At 60.9% G+C, this 15,624-nt stretch carries 20 protein-coding genes; 9 read left to right on the top strand and 11 right to left on the bottom strand.

What is annotated here, in order from left to right; genetic code table 11:
• Positions 1 to 35: 35 nt before the first annotated feature.
• The 3 genes from PVV54_RS12575 to PVV54_RS12565 all read left to right on the top strand — a co-directional run bounded on the left by PVV54_RS12575 (position 36) and on the right by PVV54_RS12565 (position 4,770).
• Positions 36 to 1,994 (top strand): acetoacetate--CoA ligase, encoded by a 1,959-nt coding sequence (locus PVV54_RS12575; RefSeq protein ID WP_274910253.1) that lies wholly within the window; start codon positions 36 to 38, stop codon positions 1,992 to 1,994.
• A gap of 34 nt (positions 1,995 to 2,028) precedes the next feature.
• Positions 2,029 to 2,304 carry a peptidylprolyl isomerase gene (locus tag PVV54_RS12570; protein ID WP_274910252.1) on the top strand — a complete coding sequence of 92 codons (276 nt, stop codon included), beginning with the start codon at positions 2,029 to 2,031 and terminating at the stop codon, positions 2,302 to 2,304.
• Positions 2,305 to 2,442: 138 nt separating this feature from the next.
• Positions 2,443 to 4,770, top strand: a complete 2,328-nt coding sequence (locus tag PVV54_RS12565) for an autotransporter family protein (RefSeq protein WP_274910251.1) — start codon at positions 2,443 to 2,445, stop codon at positions 4,768 to 4,770.
• Here the strand turns inward: PVV54_RS12565 and PVV54_RS12560 are convergent.
• Both PVV54_RS12560 and PVV54_RS12555 read right to left on the bottom strand, forming a co-directional pair.
• On the bottom strand, positions 4,767 to 5,390 hold the full coding sequence (locus PVV54_RS12560) for a LysE family translocator (RefSeq protein WP_274910250.1): 624 nt from the start codon (positions 5,388 to 5,390) through the stop codon (positions 4,767 to 4,769). The genes PVV54_RS12565 and PVV54_RS12560 overlap by 4 nt on opposite strands.
• A 30-nt stretch (positions 5,391 to 5,420) precedes the next feature.
• Positions 5,421 to 5,822 (bottom strand): hypothetical protein, encoded by a 402-nt coding sequence (locus tag PVV54_RS12555; protein ID WP_274910249.1) that lies wholly within the window; start codon positions 5,820 to 5,822, stop codon positions 5,421 to 5,423.
• A gap of 334 nt (positions 5,823 to 6,156) precedes the next feature.
• Between PVV54_RS12555 and PVV54_RS12550 the strand changes: the two genes are divergently transcribed.
• Together PVV54_RS12550 and PVV54_RS12545 are read left to right on the top strand one after the other, a co-directional pair.
• Positions 6,157 to 6,999 carry an AraC family transcriptional regulator gene (locus tag PVV54_RS12550; protein WP_274910248.1) on the top strand — a complete coding sequence of 281 codons (843 nt, stop codon included), beginning with the start codon at positions 6,157 to 6,159 and terminating at the stop codon, positions 6,997 to 6,999.
• A gap of 64 nt (positions 7,000 to 7,063) precedes the next feature.
• Positions 7,064 to 7,678, top strand: coding sequence for a LysE family translocator (locus PVV54_RS12545; RefSeq protein WP_274910247.1), 615 nt, complete (start codon positions 7,064 to 7,066; stop codon positions 7,676 to 7,678).
• Here the strand turns inward: PVV54_RS12545 and PVV54_RS12540 are convergent.
• Entirely contained in the window at positions 7,626 to 8,351 is a 726-nt protein-coding gene (locus PVV54_RS12540) for a metallophosphoesterase (RefSeq protein ID WP_274910246.1), read from the bottom strand. The two genes, PVV54_RS12545 and PVV54_RS12540, sit on opposite strands and share 53 nt — an antisense overlap.
• A gap of 74 nt (positions 8,352 to 8,425) precedes the next feature.
• Here PVV54_RS12540 and PVV54_RS12535 point away from each other — a divergent pair, with 74 nt between their 5' ends.
• The 3 genes from PVV54_RS12535 to PVV54_RS12525 all read left to right on the top strand — a co-directional run bounded on the left by PVV54_RS12535 (position 8,426) and on the right by PVV54_RS12525 (position 10,000).
• The gene (locus PVV54_RS12535; RefSeq protein ID WP_274910245.1) at positions 8,426 to 8,941 is read left to right on the top strand and encodes a DUF3016 domain-containing protein; all 516 of its coding nucleotides are present in this window, start codon (positions 8,426 to 8,428) and stop codon (positions 8,939 to 8,941) included.
• Positions 8,942 to 9,017: 76 nt separating this feature from the next.
• The gene (locus PVV54_RS12530; protein ID WP_274910244.1) at positions 9,018 to 9,761 is read left to right on the top strand and encodes a carbon-nitrogen hydrolase family protein; all 744 of its coding nucleotides are present in this window, start codon (positions 9,018 to 9,020) and stop codon (positions 9,759 to 9,761) included.
• Positions 9,758 to 10,000 carry a hypothetical protein gene (locus tag PVV54_RS12525; protein WP_274910243.1) on the top strand — a complete coding sequence of 81 codons (243 nt, stop codon included), beginning with the start codon at positions 9,758 to 9,760 and terminating at the stop codon, positions 9,998 to 10,000. Before PVV54_RS12530 ends, PVV54_RS12525 begins: the two co-directional genes overlap by 4 nt.
• Here PVV54_RS12525 and PVV54_RS12520 read toward each other — a convergent pair.
• Together PVV54_RS12520 and PVV54_RS12515 are read right to left on the bottom strand one after the other, a co-directional pair.
• The gene (locus PVV54_RS12520) at positions 9,993 to 10,505 is read right to left on the bottom strand and encodes a methylated-DNA--[protein]-cysteine S-methyltransferase (RefSeq protein ID WP_274910242.1); all 513 of its coding nucleotides are present in this window, start codon (positions 10,503 to 10,505) and stop codon (positions 9,993 to 9,995) included. The two genes, PVV54_RS12525 and PVV54_RS12520, sit on opposite strands and share 8 nt — an antisense overlap.
• 86 nt (positions 10,506 to 10,591) lie before the next feature.
• On the bottom strand, positions 10,592 to 11,380 hold the full coding sequence (locus PVV54_RS12515; protein ID WP_274910241.1) for a lipopolysaccharide biosynthesis protein: 789 nt from the start codon (positions 11,378 to 11,380) through the stop codon (positions 10,592 to 10,594).
• Between the two features lie 321 nt (positions 11,381 to 11,701).
• Between PVV54_RS12515 and PVV54_RS12510 the strand changes: the two genes are divergently transcribed.
• Complete coding sequence (locus PVV54_RS12510; RefSeq protein WP_274910240.1) at positions 11,702 to 11,899, top strand: hypothetical protein; 198 nt, start codon at positions 11,702 to 11,704, stop codon at positions 11,897 to 11,899.
• Positions 11,900 to 11,916: 17 nt separating this feature from the next.
• On the opposite strand, the gene PVV54_RS12505 is transcribed toward PVV54_RS12510, so the two are convergent.
• From PVV54_RS12505 to PVV54_RS12480, 6 genes are all read right to left on the bottom strand, one after another.
• Positions 11,917 to 12,252, bottom strand: coding sequence for a hypothetical protein (locus tag PVV54_RS12505; RefSeq protein ID WP_274910239.1), 336 nt, complete (start codon positions 12,250 to 12,252; stop codon positions 11,917 to 11,919).
• Positions 12,253 to 12,370: 118 nt separating this feature from the next.
• Positions 12,371 to 12,745 carry a hypothetical protein gene (locus tag PVV54_RS12500; RefSeq protein WP_274910429.1) on the bottom strand — a complete coding sequence of 125 codons (375 nt, stop codon included), beginning with the start codon at positions 12,743 to 12,745 and terminating at the stop codon, positions 12,371 to 12,373.
• 233 nt (positions 12,746 to 12,978) lie between these two features.
• Positions 12,979 to 13,170 (bottom strand): hypothetical protein, encoded by a 192-nt coding sequence (locus PVV54_RS12495; RefSeq protein WP_274910238.1) that lies wholly within the window; start codon positions 13,168 to 13,170, stop codon positions 12,979 to 12,981.
• The gene (locus tag PVV54_RS12490) at positions 13,167 to 13,898 is read right to left on the bottom strand and encodes a zeta toxin family protein (protein ID WP_274910237.1); all 732 of its coding nucleotides are present in this window, start codon (positions 13,896 to 13,898) and stop codon (positions 13,167 to 13,169) included. Before PVV54_RS12490 ends, PVV54_RS12495 begins: the two co-directional genes overlap by 4 nt.
• 589 nt (positions 13,899 to 14,487) lie before the next feature.
• Positions 14,488 to 15,000 carry a DUF2514 family protein gene (locus tag PVV54_RS12485; protein WP_274910236.1) on the bottom strand — a complete coding sequence of 171 codons (513 nt, stop codon included), beginning with the start codon at positions 14,998 to 15,000 and terminating at the stop codon, positions 14,488 to 14,490.
• Positions 14,997 to 15,500, bottom strand: a complete 504-nt coding sequence (locus tag PVV54_RS12480; RefSeq protein ID WP_274910235.1) for a glycoside hydrolase family 24 protein — start codon at positions 15,498 to 15,500, stop codon at positions 14,997 to 14,999. The genes PVV54_RS12485 and PVV54_RS12480 overlap by 4 nt, the downstream gene beginning before the upstream one ends.
• Between the last annotated feature and the right edge of the window lie 124 nt (positions 15,501 to 15,624).

Below are 15,624 nucleotides of genomic sequence, written 5' to 3'. Positions count from 1 at the left end.
GGCCCCTGCCCCGGCGATGAATCGAGAGGTATCGCATGAACGATGTGCTTTGGTGCCCCACTACCGCTCAAGTCGAGGGCAGCCGCATGGATGCCTTTCGCCGCCGGGCCAACCTGCGTTACAACCTGCAACTCAACGACTACGCGGCGCTCCATCGCTGGAGCATCGTTGAGCGCGGCGCCTTCTGGCAGCTGTTGGCCGAGTACTTCGATGTGCTGTGGCATGCACAGCCCAGCCAGGTCCTCAGCGAAGGCAGCGCCATGCCCGAAGCTCAGTGGTTCGCCGGCGCCACCCTCAACGTTGCCGAACATTTGCTGCGCCGCCGCGACGACCGCCCGGCATTCATTGCCGTGCAGGAAGACGGCACACGCCGTGCGTTCAGCCATGCGCAACTGGCCGCTGAAGTGGCGGGTTTGCAGCAAGCGTTCATCAGCGCCGGCATCGTACCCGGCGACCGCATCGCCGCCGTCATGCCCAACACCTGGCAAACCCTGGTGGCCATGCTGGCCTGCACCAGCCTGGGCGCGGTGTGGTCGACGTCTTCACCGGAGTTTGGCCTGCACGGCATCATCGACCGCTTCGGCCAGATCGAACCAAAAGTGCTGATTGCCTGCGCGGGCTACCAGTACGCGGGCAAAACCATCGATCAGGTCGACAAGATCAACCAGGTGTGCAGCCAGTTGCCAGGGCTGCAACAGCTGATCATCGTGCCCTACACCCGCACACAAACGCGGGCTGACGAATTCAACGCAGCCAACGTCTGCCTTTGGGGGGATTACTACCAGGCTGGCGGCGAACCCGCGTTTACTCCACTGCCCTTCGACCACCCGCTGTACATCCTTTACTCCAGCGGTACCACTGGCGTGCCCAAGTGCATCGTCCACCGCGCCGGAGGCGTGTTGCTGCAGCACTTGAAGGAACACGGCCTGCACAACGACCTGAAGGCCGACGACGTGCTGTTCTACTACACCACCTGCGGCTGGATGATGTGGAACTGGCTGGTCAGTGGCCTGGCAGTCGGTGCCACGCTGGTGCTTTACGACGGCTCACCGTTTCACCCTGGCCCCGAGCGCTTGCTGGACCTGATCGACAACGAGGGCATCAACGTCTTCGGCACCAGTGCCAAATACCTGGCCGCACTGGAACAGGCGGGCCTCGCACCAGCGCGCAGCCACCGCCTGGAGAGCCTGCGGGCCATTCTGTCGACCGGTTCGCCGCTGTCACCGCACAGCTACGACTATGTGTACGGCAAGATCAAAGCCGATGTGCGCCTGGCCTCGATGTCGGGTGGCACCGACATCGTCTCGTGCTTCGTGCTCGGCAACCCGACACTGCCCGTGCGCCGTGGCGAAATTGCCTGCAAGGGCCTGGGCATGGCCGTGGAGGTCTGGAATGAACACGGCCAGCCGGTCACCGGCGAAAAAGGCGAACTGGTGTGCACCCGCAACTTCCCGTCGATGCCGTTGGGCTTCTGGAATGACACTGATGGCAGCCGTTACCGCGACGCTTACTTCAGCCAGTTCCCCGGTGTCTGGGCTCAAGGCGATTACGCCGAGCAATGCGACAGCGGCGGCATGGTCATCCACGGCCGCTCCGATGCCGTACTGAACCCCGGCGGTGTGCGCATCGGCACGGCAGAAATCTACCGGCAGGTTGAAAAGGTCGAGCAGGTGCTGGAAAGCGTGGCCATCGGCCAAGACTGGCACGGCGATGTGCGCGTGGTGCTGTTCGTGCGCCTGCAGGACGGCCTGCAACTGGATGAGGCGCTACGCGAGCGCATTCGCCAGGTGATCCGCCAGTACACCACCCCGCGCCACGTACCGGCGGTGATCGCGCAGGTGGCCGACATTCCGCGCACCATCAGCGGCAAGCTGGTCGAACTGGCCATTCGCAATGTGGTGCACGGCTTGCCGGTCAAGAACACCGATGCCTTGGCCAACCCCGAGGCGCTGGATCAATTCCGCGACCGCACGGAGTTGCGCGATCAGGCATAATGGCGCCTTTTTTGCCCCGAAACACAGGTGAACCATGAAAGCTCAAGCCCGCCATATCCTGGTCAAGACCGCTGATGAAGCCGAAAAGCTCAAGCAGCGCATCGCCAACGGTGAGGCTTTTGACGTGTTGGCGAAGAAATTTTCCACCTGCCCGTCGGGCAAACGCGGCGGCGACCTGGGCGAGGTGCGGCCAGGGCAACTGGTGGGGGCAATCGACCAGGTGATCTTCAAAAAATCGTTGCGCGTGGTGCATGGGCCGATCAAGACCAAGTTCGGGTATCACCTGGTGCAGGTTTTCTATCGCGACTGATGGCACCGCGCCACCTGGTATTTTTGACAGTTGCCAAGAATATCGCGGTTACCTACAACTAAAGTAGGGCCGGAGTAATAACCCTTTCGATATAGCTCCAGGTAGTGGTCCCTTTTACCACGACCTGGAGAACTCCCTATGCGTCATGCACGCCTTGCCCCTGCTGCACTTGCGGTGCTGCCCTTCATTGGCCACGCGGCAGACTTGACGGTTTTGCCCGGTGAAACCCTGGGGGCGGTGGTGCAAACCCAGGCCGTCGACACCTTTACCATGAGCGGCGGCACGATCCAGTCGCTGAACCAGGGCGAGAGCTACGACGTTTTCACGATGAGCGACGGGCGCATCATCGATGCGTTCGAAGACGGTGACAATGCCACCTTCTCGGGTGGGCAAATCGGCCGGGTCGACCTGAAACTTGCCGACAATTTCTTCGAGATGTCACAGGACACGGCGACCCCTACCTTGATTGACGGTAACCTGGTCAGCGGTTTTGGCAATGACACCATCATCCTTCGCGGCGGCAGCATTGGTGGCAATATCAGCGTCAGCGGTGGCATTGACCAAATCACCATCAGCGGTGGCACGCTGCGCGGCAGTGTGCTGGCCAGTGTGGGTAACGATATCTTCAATTGGAGCGGCGGCATCATCCGGGGGCGCGTCGACATGGGGTTGGGCGACGACGTCGCCAGCATCACCAATCTCTCTGCCGGCACATTGATCACTGCACTGGATGGCGGCCAAGGCAACGACACACTGACCTTTCGCAACAGCCAGTTCAATGGCGGTGAGCGCTACGTGAACTGGGAGGCCATCGAGCTGCTGGACAACAGCCGGGTCACCCTCAATGACACCCTTGTACTCGGCGATGGCGGTGCCGGAACACCCGACGCCCCCGGCACCGGCAGCGGCTTTTTGCTCATCGACAGTTCAAGCTCGGTGGTGTCCAGCAGTGGCACGGTCACCGCCTTCACCCCTGGCCAGGGCGTGATCGTGAGCAATGCCGGCACCCTCGACCTCAGTACCGGGAACGACGGCCAAGGCAGGCTGACGATCAACGGCGACTACGAAGGCGAGAACGGCATATTGCGGGTAAACAGTGTGCTGGCAGGTGATGACGCTGCCTCCGACCGGCTGATCGTCAGTCAGGGCGCGATCTCGGGTAGCACACAGTTGTTGGTCAACAACCTGGGCGGCGCGGGCGCGGCCACCACGCAAAACGGCATTCAGGTGGTCGAAGCCCGTGACGGGGCCACCAGCACCGCTACCGCGTTCGTGCAAACCCAGACCCTGTCGGCCGGCGCATACGATTACCGGCTGTTCAAAGGCGGGGTCACCGCGGGCAGCGAAAATAGCTGGTACCTGCGCTCGACGCTGGTGGCCACGCCCGCAGCAGCGCCAGCCGAGGTACCCGGCACCCCGCCGGTCGAACCGGCAGCCACACCACCGGTCGCGGCCCCTGCACCAGGCCAGCCCGACCTGCCTGCGCCCGTGGCCGGCCTGAGCGTGCCGATCTACCGCCCGGAAGTGCCCGTGTATGCGGCAGCCCCCCGGGGCGCCGCCATCATCGCCCGTCAGGCCTTGGGCACCTTCCATCAACGCCAGGGTGACCAACTGCTGCTGACCAACAAGGGCGGCCTTTCGGCATCGTGGGGCCAGGCGTATGGCGGCACGTTGCGCCAGCAATGGAGCGGCACGGTCAGCCCCAGCCTGGATGGCGACCTGTATGGTTTCAAGGTCGGCCAGGACCTGTATGCAGCCGTTTCCGACGGCGGCTATCGCCAGCACGCCGGTATCTACGTAAGCCACAGCCGGATGGAATCTGACGTGAAAGGGTTTGCCCTGGCCCAGGAAGACCGCGCCGTGGGCGATTTGCGCATCGATGGCGACAGCGCCGGCGCCTACTGGACACTGATCGGGCCACAGCAGTGGTATGTGGACGCGGTGCTGCAGTATACCGACCTGGATGGCCGTGCCCGCTCCGACCGTGGCAACCGCATCAACGTCAACGGCAATGCCTGGACCGGTTCACTGGAGACCGGTTACCCGATTCGGGTTTCAGAGCGCTGGACTTTCGAGCCGCAGGCCCAGCTGATTGCCCAGAAGGTCTCGCTGGACAGCACCAACGACCGCATTTCCCACATCAGCCATGATGCTCAGGTCGAGCTTACCGGCCGGCTCGGCGTGCGCCTTGAAGGCGCGTTCACAGGCACCAGCGGCAAGCTGCTGCAACCTTATGGGCAAGTCAACCTGTGGCACGGCGACGGCGGGCGCGACACACTGACCTTCGATGGCGTGGACAAGATCAAGACCGACTACCGCTACACCGCCGCACAACTGGAAGCGGGCGTGGTAGCCCAGGTAAGCGAAACCCTGAGCCTGCACGGCGGTGTGCAATACACCCACAACCTCGACAGCCGCCAGCAGGAAGCCAGCGGTGTGAACCTGGGCGTACGCTGGGAATTCTAGCGGCGTGCCGCCAGCAACCCGAGGCCGGCACACCCGAGCAAGGACGCACTCACCCGGTTGAACACCCGGCGTGGCCCCGGCTGGCTGAACCAGCGTTGCAGGTAGGCGCCAAGGCCGGCGTAAAGGGCAATGGCGGCCCATTCCAGCAACAGGAACAAAACGCCCAGCCCAAGGAACTGCTCGCTGACCGGTGTTGCACTGCTCACCGACACAAACTGCGGCAGGAACGCAGTGAAAATCAGGATCGCCTTGGGGTTACCCGCCGCCACCCAGAACTCCTGACGCGCCAGCCGCCAGGTACCGCGTGGCTGTTCGGTTGCCATCACAGCCTCGCCTACCGGCGCACGCCACAGTTGCCAGGCGATGTAGAACAGGTAGGCCGCCCCCACCACCTTGATTGCCAAAAACAGGTATTCACTGGTGTGCAGCACCACCGCCAGCCCCATCGCTGCCAAGGCGATCATGCCACTGAATGCCACGATGCGCCCGCCCCCGGCCACGCACGCCGTGCGCAAACCGTATCGGCTGGCATTGTGCAACGACAACAGGTTGTTCGGCCCCGGCGCCATGTTCAGGGCGAAACAGGCCGGGATGAATAGCAGCAGGCTGGACAGCTCCATGGTGTTCTCCTTGTCATCAGCCCAAAGTTCTTAGGGTTCGTAGTCTTCCGGCGGCTCGAAAACGCCATCGTATCGGCCATTGATCCAAGGTTGGACAATTTTGTCCTGAAGCTCGCGAACATACGCCTGGAATTTGGGGTGCTGGTGTGCATTCGGCCCAAAGACATCAAGCATGAGATAACGGTTGGTGAAAGCATCGTAGGCATAGAGTAGCCACAGATCGTGCTCACCTTCCGATATCTTGACGGTTCGATAGAAAGGGTCGGAAATGTGTTTCCAACGCTGAAGCACTACCTGGGAATCGGTGAGTTGAACCTTGCCCAGAGGCTTTTGATAGAGGGTAGCGTCACGCCCCCAATATGCAGGGTGGTCGCCGCAAACCTTGAAGTTGTAGAAATCGACGAAGAGCTCGAACCACGTAGGTAGTTCCATGAACTCGGGTGTTACAAGAATCCTTGCGTATTGCAAACAGCCTCACTTAGAGAGATGGCCCCTGCCATTCCCGGCGCACGGCTGGGCATGCCTTGTGCGTGTTGGAGGTGCGCTGAAGCTTCCCGGTTTCGACAAAGTGCTGGAAGCGCGAATCGCCTACGCGAGCTGCCTCCGACACCACTGCGACCGGATCGATATCGTCCTTGTGCGCACGGCGTTTTGGTTTCGGCTTACCCGAGGCTTTCGAATTGCTGTATACAAGCATCTGAATCCCTCCCAAGGGGTTATGGTGTCAATGCTAAGCCTAACCCCTGTTTTGAGCAACGGCAGACTGATGACAGCATGTTTTGACCTGGCCCGGCCAGCCGCCTCAAGCGCCCTCTGGCGTGACCCGGCCCTGCCCTGGGTCGAGAGCCGCCGCGCCTGCCACAGCCGGGCCTGCTACAAAGCCCACAGCCACCCCACCTTTTCCATCGGTGCCGTGGATGCCGGTTACAGCCTGTTTACCGGCGCCGGCACCGGGCAAACCCGTTTGACCCCGGGCACGGTGGTGCTGGTACCCGCGCAGCGGGTGCACGCGTGCAATCCGGACCCCGGCCAGGCGTGGAGTTATCAGATGTTGCACATCGATGCCGACTGGCTGGGGCAGATGCGCCTGGAGTCAGGCCTGAGCGCCGCCGAACCCGACGCGCCTGCCCGGGTCAGCCAGGAACCTGCGTTGTACCAACAGTTCAGTGCCCTGAACGCGCTGCTGTTTTCCACCGCCAGTTGCGCTGAAAAGGAAGCCGCGCTGGTGACCTTTCTGGGCGATCATGACTTCTGCACGCACCCTGCCATCCCCTGCGCACCTGTGCTGGGCCGCTCGGCACTGAATGATTTGATCCGCTACATCGACGCACACGACCCCGCAACGCTCGATCTGAACACGCTGGCCCGGCAAGCAGGCCTTGGCCGCTACGCCCTGATCCGCGCGTTCCGCAGCGCCACCGGGCTGACCCCGCATGCCTATCTGGTCAACGCCCGGGTCAACCACGGGCGTCGACTGTTGCGCAGTGGCCAGCCCCTTGCGGAGGTTGCCTACCAACTGGGCTTTGCCGATCAAAGCCACTTCCAGCGAGTGTTCAAAGCCCATGTGGGGGTAACGCCAGGGCAATACCGACAAGGCGCGCTGCAATAATCTTCAATACCTGCGCAAGGTCTGTAGCCAGACTGCGGCTTTCCCTTCCGAGAAAGCCCACCCCATGGAACCGTTTCTGCTAGTTGCCCTCGCCCACTTCCTCGCCCTGCTATCGCCTGGCCCGGATTTTTTCCTGATTGCGCGTTCCTCCATCCATGCTGGCTGGCGCATTGCCAGCGGTGCCTGCCTGGGCATCGCCCTGGCCAATGGGCTATTTATTGCGATGGCCTTTGCCGGGTTCACCGTGCTGCGCGAAGGCAGCACCTTGTTCATTGGCTTGCAACTGGCCGGTGCGGGTTACCTGCTTTATATAGGCCAGTTGTTTCTGCGCCATGCCGGCAAATCAGACCTGGCGGCGCACACCTCTGGGCGGGCGGTGAGCGGCTGGTGGCGGGGCCTGGGGGCGGGTTTTCTGTCCGGTATCCTGAACCCCAAGAACGCGCTGTTTTATGCCAGCCTCGCCAGCATGGTGGCCAGCAGCAGCGCGGCCTGGAAATGGGCCTGTGGGGCCTGGATGTTCAGCATCGTAATGCTGTGGGACCTGCTGGTGGCCGTGGCCATCGGTCACCCGCGCCTGTTGCGTCGGTTTTCACGCGTTTTGCCCTGGCTGGAGCGGGCAACGGGCGTCATGCTGATGGCGTTGGCCGTTGCATTGCTGGTGCACCTGTTGCCGGGCTGACCAATGTGAGCGAGGCCATGTCCATCAGGGTGAAATGGCCGGCAGCCCAACCGCCGGTGTCCAGGTGCCACACATTGCCCAACACTTTTGCCTGCACCACGGGCGTGTGGCCAACCAGCAATGCGCGCACACCTTCCACCGGTTGGGTATCACCTTCCTTCAGGCGCCGCCTGGACCACTGGCAGACCTCGCGCACTTCAGGGTCATCGTCCAGCTCAAGCCAGGTGCGCAAGGTATCCCAGCGCGGGAACGGGCTGTCGGCGTGCAACAGGCCGATCAAACCAGCGTCGGTCTGGACTTCCATTGCGATCGGCAATTGCGCGAAATGCCCGGCAAAACGTTCCTGCGCCCACCCGGGCAAATCCAGAAACCAGCCGCCCCCGGCGCTGCGGTACATCTCCAGATCCAGCCGCCCACCGCGCAGGCAGGTCACCGCCAATGCCTCGTGGTTGCCCTGCACCGCGTAAAACCACGGCTCGGCCAGCCATGCCAGCGCTTCTTCACTCTGCGGGCCACGGTCGACCAGGTCACCGACGCTGAACAGGCGGTCGACACGCGGGTCGAACCCGGCAGCGGCCAGGCATTGCTCAAGGCGCCGAAAATGCCCGTGGATATCGCCCACGGCCAGGTCACGCCCCTTGCTGTTGGCGGCTACCCGCCGGAACCGGCTCATTACAATGTTCCTCTGCTGCCGCGCGCTGGCAGGCGTAAAATGGGCGAACACGCAGCCCGCCCCGGAGGTGCATCATGCGTAACCCATTAATGTGTGCCGTGCTCATGGCGCTGTCAGTCAACAGCATGGCACAAGGCGCCGCGCCTGCGCAGGTCGAGGTGCGTTTCGACCACCCGGAAAAATTCCGTGACGCCAGCCTCGACAGCAATGGCTATGAACGGGGCGCGGACGATTACGTGATGAAAACCTTGACCCAGTACTTGCAGAAACTTGGCCAGCGCTACTTACCGCCCGGCCAGCAACTGGTTATCGACATCCGCGACATCGACCTGGCCGGCCGTTTCGAGCCTTGGCACAGCCGGGCTTACGACGTGCGCTTCATGCGTGACATCACCTGGCCCAGCATCGACCTCACCTACACCCTGAACCAGCCCGGTAAACCCGCCGTAGTGGCGCAGGAGCATGTGAGCGACAAGATGTACCTCAGCCGTCCGGGACGCGCCGCCAGCAGCAATGACCGGCTATACGCCGAAAAAGCCATGCTGGACGAATGGTTCCGCACGCGTTTCGCTGCACGCCCGGCCTCCTGATCAACCCTTCACTGGTGCAGACGAAGGTGCCGGTAGTATGCTCGGCCCTTCAACCTGAACCAGGGATGGGCTCTCCATGAAACTGTGTGCTGTACAACTGGCATCGCGCCAAGGTGATCTGCAAGGCAACCTCACCCGGCACCAGCAGTGCATCGAACAGGCTGCGGCCCACGGCGCGCAGCTGGTAGTGTTCCCCGAACTGTCGCTGACCGGATACGAGCCTACCCTCGCCCGTCAGCTGGCGTTGCCGGCGGGCTCCGAGTGGCTGCATCCGCTGCAGGGGCAATGTGACAGGCTGGCCATTACGGCTGCAGTCGGGTTACCGCTGGCGACCGCTCGAGGCATCCAGATCGGCATGCTGATCCTGCGCCCCGGGCAACCACGGCAGGTGTATGCCAAGCAACGCCTGCACGCCGATGAACTGCCTTTTTTCGCGCCCGGTGACCAGCCACTGGTCTTCTCCCAGGATGGCCTGCAGGTGGCGCCTGCCATCTGCTACGAATCAATGTTCATCGAGCATGCCGAACACGCGAAAGCGCTGGGTGCGCAGCTGTATCTGGTGAGCGTGGCGAAAACCGCCAAAGGCATCCGCGAAGGCTACGAACATTACCCGCAAGTCGCAAGGACATTGGCCATGCCGGTGCTGATGGCCAACTGCGTCGGGCCGGCCGACACCTTCGTCGGCGCCGGAGGCTCAACAGCATGGGATGACCAGGGCAACCTGTTGGCCACGCTCGGCGAACACGAAGAAGGCATGCTCTTGCTGGATATCGGGGCCTGCACAGCCGTCGCACTGCCGCTGGATGCAACCGCGGCATGAAGTACATTGTGTTGGCCGTTGGCTGCTATGCCTCCACCTGGTATGTCGTGGGTTTGCTGATCAGGGGCCAGCTTGCGGACATCGCCGAGGGCCTTCGGCATCGGCCAGACGCCCCACCCCCCGGGCAATACATGCGCGAAGTCCAGCCTCATGCGCGGCGTGCCCACCGGCAGTACACAGTGATGGCCGGCTCGGTGGTGGCATTGGCGGTTTGCCTGCTGGCGTGGTGGCTCAGCTGACGGGTTGAAAATCCAGTGCCAGGCTCTCCCGCCCCTCCAGCGCCAGCAAGTACTGCTTGGCGGGCAATCCACCGGCAAAGCCTGTCAGCCCGCCACTGGCACCAATCACCCGGTGGCACGGTGCAATGATCGAAATCGGGTTGCGCCCGTTCGCAGCGCCCACGGCACGCACCGCGCTGGGGTTGCCGATTTGCCGGGCGATATCGCTGTAGCTGCGGGTTTCACCGAACGGAATGGTCAGCAATGCCGCCCACACCTGGCGTTGAAAATCGGTACCGGCAAAATCCAGTGCCAGGTTGAACGTGCGGCGCGTGCCGGCAAAGTATTCGCCCAATTGGCGGGCTGCCTCGCGCAGCACTGGGTGCTCATCGTCGCGCTGCAACTCACCCAGGCGCACCCGGTTTTCGCGCTCCTCTTCCCACAAAATGGCAGCCAGCCGTTCACCACGAGCCACCAGCGTCAGGGTGCCTACAGGCGATTGCATCAGGGTGAATGCACAGGGCATGGGACGTCTCCACTAAAAGGGCCAGCTTCAGGGCACTCTAATGCCGGCCGGCTACCTGCGCATCCGCTTTCTTGCGCAGGTAATTGTCAGGCGCTTATGCGGCGCGCTTCGGCAAGGTCGATTCGGGGGATGAGCGTCGCGGGAATACGCGAGGTCGGCGACAGGTTGTATACGCGAAAATGCTCGTTGACCACCTGCTCGGCCATCAACGTCAGTGACGGCAAAATGCGGCTGTCCCAATGCTGATCCAGGCCGCAAGGGGAACGCTCGCCGCTGCCGTCTTCATAAAAACGGCCCGCCGTCTGGTCCAGGTCCACGCCTACCAGCAGCACTTGCTCGAACCCCAGGTGATACGCCAGCTGCAGTGCCACGTAGGCGACGGTGCGGGCATCGTAATAGCCACTGGACATGTCTTTGCTGAACGCAATCGAGCGCGCCCGCTTGCTCCAGAGTGCCCGGTGGCATACATAGCTGTCACCGTGCCCGCGCAAGCCATCGAGCATGCCTGGGTTACCCGCCTTGTGCAGTGGGTAACATTCAGTGCCAGCAGGAATGTCGCCCCCGGCGAACTGCTCGGGCCATAACGCCAGGCGCTGGCTGTCGCGCAGGGCAATGGCGAACAGCTCGGGCTGCTGTTCGCGAAAGCTCTTGTCGGTGCACACGTAAAAGAACGGTTTCACACCACAGGCTGCCGTCAATGACACCGAACCGTTCATGGCAATCACCGGCAGGTGGGCGAACTCGCCCAGCGGAAACTGTTTGGCAGAAGCCCCGGAGGCAAGGATAACCACCGGCCCTTTTTGAGTATTGCGACACGCCTCGAAACTGGAGAACGCCCCGCGTTCAGCGTTGAGCTGGGACGGAAGTGTGTTCATCACGCGATCATCGGTTGTAACGATACCAATCAGAATACTGCCCCCCGCGTACACGACGCGCCTTTTTACATAACACTTACAAACTTGGCCCGGATGAGCCTGAGCCGTTTTTGTGTCCTGGGCGTGACAGACAACGTTCTGGGGAATCAGTTCTCTGCCACAGCCAGCATTATGTTCAGCATGTGTGGATTCAATCAGCCGAAAAGGCGGCATTTACCCGAGGATATGGCGCTTTCACCCTAGGCATTTATCCATGAGCCAGCTTGATGGTCACCCACAAGCGGACTAATACTTAAGTCTCTGCCTGGGGAGGCGCGCACCATGCAACCAAGATTCGTGATCGTTCCGGCGGTGCCGATCGAAAAGGAGTCGTTCCGCTTTGGAAGCCGCTATTACGCGGCCACTGCCTGCGGCGGTTTTGACATTTATGACAACGAGGCGAAGGAGCGGCTCAAGCCCAGCTACCCGAGCAGAACAGATGCAGAAATGCAGTGCAGGCAGATGAACCTGAAGGGTTAGCCCGGGTGATGAAACGCTTACTCCAGGCACTCCCGTGCCGCCTGGCGTAGCTTGTCGCTGGACAGGAAACTGCCCTTGTAAAAAGTAGCGCGGCTACCGTCGCGGTATTCGACCACCTCGAGCACTTCATCAGAGGTCACTGCACTGGGTGCAGTCAGCCTGTAGCCATGGCTGATGGACTTCTGGGTGGTTTGCGGCGCCAGTGCTTGCCATTTGGGGAGTACGCAGGCGGCGTAATCGGCAGGGGCTTTGTGGGTGGTCTTGCTGCCGGTAGGTTTACCGGGGTTGGCGCAGGCGCAAAGCGTCACCGCCAGTGCAGCAGCGAAAAAGATGCGAAAAGTTGGCATTTGCATTCAACCATCATGGATGTGACGCATTTTAGCCGCGATTGATACTGCATACCAATGGACATAAGTCGTGGACGCTGCCCAAAGGGCCGCCGAGCGGCCCTGTCAGCGCACAGACAAGCACTCATGCCTTTTTGCACATCAGTGCCGCGTCCAGCAGCCGGCCATGGTCGTACCAAGCATCGCGTTGATACGCGGTGAACTGCCGTTGGCTGCCCGAACCTTGTACTTCCACCAAACCACCGGCCGTGTTCGGGTCTGTGCTGTCCACGAACAACTTGGCCGAGCCGTTGTCGTCAATCAGATACGTCTTGGAACCGCTTTGCAGTTCACCCTTCACGCACCCCAGATAATCGGGCGCGCTTCTGGCCGTTGTGCCGGAGGTAGAACCATGGCCATCACGGATATCGGGGTTTTGTGCGCACCCGGCCATGAGCAAGGCCGAAAGTATCGGGACCAAAAGAGAGCTCTTCACGCTACACGCTCCTGCCCCCCTCATTGAGAAGTTGAAGAGTTGCGAACGGTACAGCCCTTTTTTGTTCTGTGGCCACACGCTCTCGGCGAGCGCTTCGGCCATTACAGGATAGGCCTCGGTACCGCTTGAGCTAATGCTTATTGGCAATATCGGATCGTGAAGCTGGGCTGAAGGGTATGCCATTTTGCAATACCCGCCCTGATGAACCCCTGAAATGCAAAAAGCCCGGCACATGGCCGGGCTCAAAAGACGCAGAATTACTTACATTTTGCAGTGACGAATTCGCCAGATTTCACAGAGCGGATGACATCTCGCTGCTCGTCAATAGCTGCACGAGCCGCCAAAAGGTACATCGCCCGTTTTTCCTCCACGGACCCGTGACGGAAAAAATCAGACATCGACACCGCCCCTTGGGGCTTGGTCGAAACGTCTACCTTCTCGTCTTTCATAGGGATTCTCCGCTCAGAATACGTACCAACTGGTTGTGATCATAGGGTTGGTTGACAAATACGTCAATTTCGTCAGCTGAGAGATCGATGCCAATGTCCCCATTCTGCCCATCGTTGTCCTTGACAATCACATCTACCTGCAGAGCACTGCCATAGTCGCGCTTGAGCGCACATACCGACGCCTTCGCGGCATAAAACTGCCTGACAAATTCAGAGCAAGGAATGTGCCTTCCATCCTTCTGCTCTCTCGCCAAAACGAACTCCCAAGCCAGTTCGGGGCGCTGATAAACGTAAATGACCTGGGCAGACCTGTTCGGTTTGTTGAGGGCACGCGAGATATTTCGCCGGCCTACCTCGACGTTCGCGAGCGTGCCATCAAGTAAGAATGACTGACGCTGCTGGTAGACGAGGTCAAGTGTACGCTCAACGATCGTGGTAACCGCTCGCTGGAAGAGGTTTGAATTGCGTCCAGTGTACTCAGGGAAAAAATCCCGAAAATCGTCCGGGTCTATGCGCAACGCACTTGAGCCGCCAGCCTGCATCGCCGCAATCAGTGCACGAGAAACTTCCGTCTTACCCGCACCTGGTGAGCAAGCCATGAAAACGGAAACGGGACACTCATCGCTCGGATACTTGCCTAAGCATGCCACTTCCCGCGCAATTCGAGTTCGATGCAACTTGGCGAATGCAAGCGCACGCCCCGAAACGTCCTGTTCCTCGGGTGTCATTTTCCCTCCCCGGCATAGTCATCAGCCCTCCGATTAACCCATTTCTGTCCCAATAGCGCAAACCCGGGCTGTGGATCAACGCACCAAGTGATACAATCCCCCGCTGCTAATCAGCGCCTGAGGCGCTGAGCATCCGTATACGCCGCCAGCAAGTCACCCGCCACACCTCTGCCAACCTGCGTCTGATGCTCGGGATGAACGCTTTGTTCGTCGCGAATCGGCACGGCTACAGTGTTGAGATGTCGCTTACCACCTGAGCGAAACGGATCAGCTCCTCCTCGAACAGGGGGAGCTGGAGAAGCTGCCGCCCCGCGTCGCGTTGACCGAAACTGGTCCAAAAACAGACGAACGGGCCTCAATACACCTTTGGAACTGCCGCAGGACAAGCTCTTGATCTCTACCGCCAACATCACGATGCGCTATGCAATGGGGTTTAGCGGGTGGATATGTGTAGGTTTTGCTAGGCGAAACCACCCTAGACCACTCACGAAAACACAACCGATGGTTCGCAAAGTGGTCCGAGGATCAATAGCCGGCTCCTATGCCGAATATGCATAACACGTAATCCCTCCTATGGCGTTCTGCCAACCTACTCCCCCTTTATTCGATCTACCACCGACTCGCACGCAAGGCCGGCTATTCGGCTTCGCTCAAGCGCTGCTGCGCAGCTTCCCGCCATTCGGTCAGACTCTTCAAGCAATCCCCCGAGCACCACGACGGCAGAGGTTCCTGCCTGGCGCTGCTGGGCAGCGATGGTATCGCAGGTTGCTCGGCGGCCGTCGCGCAGTCGGTCGATCTCCCCGCGCAGCCCGCCAGCAGCAGACTCAGCAGCAATGGCGCGGCCTTGTGCCAGTTCCAGTTTCTGTCGTGCACTCTTCCCCTCCTCATCCGCCACTTTCTGGCGGCGCTGTTCTTCTGTTCTGGCCTGCGAGGCAGCGCGCCGGTCGCGCTCGGCCACTTCCAGGCGATAGCTGGCGAGTCCACTGCGTGCAGATGCAGTTTCGCCTTGGGCAACGACGACCCGGTACTGCTGGCCGCCGGCGACCAGCACCAGCGCGATCAACCACCAGAACCAAGCCGGCACCGCGCCCAGCCAGGTCATACCAGCGTCCCGCCGAGCTTCTGCCAATGAGCCAGCAGCTTCTCGACCTTGTGCGGGTTTTGTTGGTAGTTGTTCCCTGGAAACGAGGCCCAAATGTTCGAGCACTTGGCGATGGCCTCGGCGATTCGGCCAGCCTTGATATCTTCCAAAGCGCGGCGCTCGCGGATCAGCTGGATTGCCCACCTGTCCTGGCTCAACGGCCCGAAGTCGGGAAGCTTCAACTGGTCGCGGTAGTGCGCCCAGTCCCTGAGCATGAACTGATAGCGTCCACTCGCGTTGCTGGTCAGCCCCTTGGAATTGATTTTCTTGGACTTGCGCCCCTTGGCGAACGGGTGGTCGCTGAAGTCGCTGAAGGTTTCAGGCTTCATATCGATACCGGTCACGATTACGTCGTAGCCATCCTGGCTTCCGATCCGATACGTGTCTTCCGAGAAGGCGATGAGATCTAGAAACCGGAGCACGTTCGCGCCTCCGGCCTGGGATTCGGTGAGTCGGGCCATATTCATTTCCTTAAGGCAAAAAAGAAGCCCGCGCTTGGCGGGCTCAAGAGGAATACAATTATTTACAAAGAGTAGTTCGGTGTCTCAAATAGAAGCACAGAAAAATTTCTTATTAGGATTGATC

Source organism: Pseudomonas sp. PSKL.D1 (assembly GCF_028898945.1).
GTDB lineage: Bacteria > Pseudomonadota > Gammaproteobacteria > Pseudomonadales > Pseudomonadaceae > Aquipseudomonas.
Note: the sequence above shows the minus strand (reverse complement) of the source record. Positions and strands in the feature narration are given on the sequence as shown.

Bases quoted from the DNA above. Each gene is read 5' to 3' on its own strand.
- PVV54_RS12495 (WP_274910238.1), bottom strand. From the start codon at position 13,170: ATGAAAGACGAGAAGGTAGACGTTTCGACCAAGCCCCAAGGGGCGGTG.
- PVV54_RS12565 (WP_274910251.1), top strand. From the start codon at position 2,443: ATGCGTCATGCACGCCTTGCCCCTGCTGCACTTGCGGTGCTGCCCTTC.
- PVV54_RS12510 (WP_274910240.1), top strand. From the start codon at position 11,702: ATGCAACCAAGATTCGTGATCGTTCCGGCGGTGCCGATCGAAAAGGAG.
- PVV54_RS12540 (WP_274910246.1), bottom strand. From the start codon at position 8,351: ATGAGCCGGTTCCGGCGGGTAGCCGCCAACAGCAAGGGGCGTGACCTG.
- PVV54_RS12485 (WP_274910236.1), bottom strand. From the start codon at position 15,000: ATGACCTGGCTGGGCGCGGTGCCGGCTTGGTTCTGGTGGTTGATCGCG.
- PVV54_RS12555 (WP_274910249.1), bottom strand. From the start codon at position 5,822: ATGGAACTACCTACGTGGTTCGAGCTCTTCGTCGATTTCTACAACTTC.
- PVV54_RS12500 (WP_274910429.1), bottom strand. From the start codon at position 12,745: ATGAGGGGGGCAGGAGCGTGTAGCGTGAAGAGCTCTCTTTTGGTCCCG.
- PVV54_RS12570 (WP_274910252.1), top strand. From the start codon at position 2,029: ATGAAAGCTCAAGCCCGCCATATCCTGGTCAAGACCGCTGATGAAGCC.
- PVV54_RS12520 (WP_274910242.1), bottom strand. From the start codon at position 10,505: ATGCCCTGTGCATTCACCCTGATGCAATCGCCTGTAGGCACCCTGACG.
- PVV54_RS12545 (WP_274910247.1), top strand. From the start codon at position 7,064: ATGGAACCGTTTCTGCTAGTTGCCCTCGCCCACTTCCTCGCCCTGCTA.
- PVV54_RS12515 (WP_274910241.1), bottom strand. From the start codon at position 11,380: ATGAACACACTTCCGTCCCAGCTCAACGCTGAACGCGGGGCGTTCTCC.
- PVV54_RS12490 (WP_274910237.1), bottom strand. From the start codon at position 13,898: ATGACACCCGAGGAACAGGACGTTTCGGGGCGTGCGCTTGCATTCGCC.
- PVV54_RS12530 (WP_274910244.1), top strand. From the start codon at position 9,018: ATGAAACTGTGTGCTGTACAACTGGCATCGCGCCAAGGTGATCTGCAA.
- PVV54_RS12505 (WP_274910239.1), bottom strand. From the start codon at position 12,252: ATGCAAATGCCAACTTTTCGCATCTTTTTCGCTGCTGCACTGGCGGTG.
- PVV54_RS12480 (WP_274910235.1), bottom strand. From the start codon at position 15,500: ATGGCCCGACTCACCGAATCCCAGGCCGGAGGCGCGAACGTGCTCCGG.
- PVV54_RS12525 (WP_274910243.1), top strand. From the start codon at position 9,758: ATGAAGTACATTGTGTTGGCCGTTGGCTGCTATGCCTCCACCTGGTAT.
- PVV54_RS12535 (WP_274910245.1), top strand. From the start codon at position 8,426: ATGCGTAACCCATTAATGTGTGCCGTGCTCATGGCGCTGTCAGTCAAC.
- PVV54_RS12575 (WP_274910253.1), top strand. From the start codon at position 36: ATGAACGATGTGCTTTGGTGCCCCACTACCGCTCAAGTCGAGGGCAGC.
- PVV54_RS12560 (WP_274910250.1), bottom strand. From the start codon at position 5,390: ATGGAGCTGTCCAGCCTGCTGCTATTCATCCCGGCCTGTTTCGCCCTG.
- PVV54_RS12550 (WP_274910248.1), top strand. From the start codon at position 6,157: ATGACAGCATGTTTTGACCTGGCCCGGCCAGCCGCCTCAAGCGCCCTC.